Here is a 2,230-nt window from a genome sequence, read left to right on the forward strand (position 1 = left end):
GCGTGGTCGAGCAGGCGGCGTCCGGCCACCACGACGCCGGGCTTGGGCGTGCCGAGCCGGCGGGCGCGCCCACCGGCGAGGACGAGCGCGTCGAACGCGGGCGCCGGGCCGTCCGGGGAGGTCACGCGGTCCTCACGCCGACGGGGCGGCGGGCGGGCCGTCCCGGTGCCAGTCGCCCGACTTCCCGCCGGTCTTCGCGACGAGGCGCACGTCGGTGAGCTCGACCGACCTGTCCAGGCCCTTGACCATGTCGACGACGGCGAGGCCGGCGACCGCGACCGCCGTCAGCGCCTCCATCTCGACGCCCGTGCGGTCCGCGGTACGGACCGTCGCGGTGACGTCCACGCCGTGGTCCCCGACGACGAGGTCGACGCTCGCCCCGTGCACCCCGATGACGTGCGCGAGCGGCAGCAGCTCCGCGGTCCGCTTCGCCCCGGCGATGCCCGCGATCCGCGCGACGGCGAGCACGTCGCCCTTCGGCACGGCGTCGTCGCGCAGCGCCCGCACGACCTCCGGCGAGCACCGGACGGTGCCGGTCGCCGTCGCGGAGCGGACGGTGGGCTGCTTTTCGGTGACGTCCACCATGCGTGCGTGGCCGCGCGGGTCGAGGTGCGTGAAGCTCATGGACGACACTCTTGCAGACCGTTGCGCACCCCGGGCCGGGCCCGGGAGGATCGGCGCCATGCGCAGCTCACTCCTCGACCACGCCGAGCGCTCCGTCGAGCCCGGCAGCTTCCAGCTCCAGAACCCCCGCATGCTCAAGGTCGACCTGACCGGCACGGGCGGCTTCTTCTTCGCCAAGCAGGGCTCGATGGTCGCCTACCAGGGCGACGTCGACTTCGCCTACGAGGGCAGCGGCGGCCTGGGGAAGATGTTCAAGAAGGCGTTCACCGGCGAGGGCATGTCGCTCATGCGCGTGTCCGGCAGCGGCGACGTGTTCCTGGCCCAGGACGCGGACGAGGTCTTCGTGCTCCACCTGGAGGACGAGGGCGTGACCGTCAACGGCGCCAACGTCCTCGCGTTCGAGAGCACGCTCCAGTGGGACATCAACCGGGTCGAGGGCGCGTCGATGCTCAGCGGCGGCCTGTTCAACACGACGTTCCGCGGCACCGGGTCGATCGCGATCACGGCCTACGGCACGCCGGTCGTCCTCAGCGTGGACGTGCCGACGTACGTCGACATGCAGTCCGCGGTGCTGTGGTCGACGTCGCTGCAGTCGACGATCCGCAAGACGGCCAAGCTCGCGGCGGCGATCGGCCGCGGCTCGGGCGAGGCGTACCAGCTCGCGCTCTCCGGGCAGGGGATCGTCGTCGTGCAGGCGTCCGAGGGCCACCCGCTGCCTCCGCAGAAGTGACCGGGGGAGCGCCGGGCCCGGCCCGGCGCTCCCGTCAGTCCAGCAGCAGGACGCGCACCTCGTCGCCCGGCGCGACGGCGCCGACCTCCGCAGGCACGACGGCGACCGCGTCGGCGTGCGCGAGCGCGGACAGCCGGTGCGAGCCCGAGCCGCCGGCCGGGACGCCGTCCCGCCCGTCGTCCCCGGCGGGGCGGGCACCGCTCGCCCGCACGACGCGTGCGCCGTCCGGCGCGACGTGCCGCACGAGGACGAGCTGCTCGCGCCCGACCGGTGACGACCAGCCCTCCGCCGCGACGCGCGGCACGAGCGTGCGGCGCGGGTCGACGGCGCCGCGCAGCCGGTCGACCGCCGGCCGCACGAACAGCTCGAAGGACACGAACGCGCTCACCGGGTTGCCGGGCAGCGCGAGCCACGGCACGCCGCGCCAGCGCCCGAGCCCCTGCGGCTTGCCGGGCTGCATCCCCACGGCCACGAGCCGGGCGTCGGTGACGGCGTCCGCCCAGGGCGTCGCCGCGCGCGTCGCGGGGTCGAGGACCTCGCGCACGACGTCGAAGGCGCCCGCGCTCACCCCGCCCGTCGTGACGACGAGGTCGGGCGGGGCGACGGCACCGTCGGGCCACGTGGCGTCCAGTGCGGCGTCGAGCGCGGCGACGACCGTGGCCGCCGTGTCCCCGACCGCGCCCCGCCGGACGACGTAGGCGCCGAGCGACCGCGCCGCGGCCGCGAGCAGGACCGAGTTCGAGTCGGGCAGCATGCCGGGCGGCGGGGCGACCCCGGCGGCGACGAGCTCGCTCCCCGTGGACACCACCGCGACGCGCGGCGGGCGGTGCACCGGCAGCGCGGCGTGCCCGGCGGACGCCGCGACGGACACGTGGC

General features: G+C 76.1%; 3 protein-coding genes. 1 reads left to right on the forward strand and 2 read right to left on the reverse strand.

All coding sequences use genetic code 11. The features are described 5' to 3' along the window. Positions 1–132: 132 nt before the first annotated feature. Positions 133–624 (reverse strand): cyclic pyranopterin monophosphate synthase MoaC, encoded by a 492-nt coding sequence (gene moaC / locus JZ5iCDA_RS17025; RefSeq protein WP_069388189.1) that lies wholly within the window; start codon positions 622–624, stop codon positions 133–135. Between the two features lie 58 nt (positions 625–682). Between moaC and JZ5iCDA_RS17030 the strand changes: the two genes are divergently transcribed. After that, a complete protein-coding gene (locus JZ5iCDA_RS17030) occupies positions 683–1,354 on the forward strand; it encodes an AIM24 family protein (RefSeq protein WP_069388190.1) in 672 nt (223 codons plus the stop codon). Between the two features lie 34 nt (positions 1,355–1,388). Here the strand turns inward: JZ5iCDA_RS17030 and JZ5iCDA_RS17035 are convergent. Beyond that, the coding region (locus tag JZ5iCDA_RS17035) for a molybdopterin molybdotransferase MoeA (RefSeq protein ID WP_253182138.1) at positions 1,389–2,230 on the reverse strand (842 nt) is incomplete at its 5' end.

The organism is Cellulosimicrobium cellulans, from assembly GCF_001722485.1.
GTDB lineage: Bacteria > Actinomycetota > Actinomycetes > Actinomycetales > Cellulomonadaceae > Cellulosimicrobium > Cellulosimicrobium cellulans_A.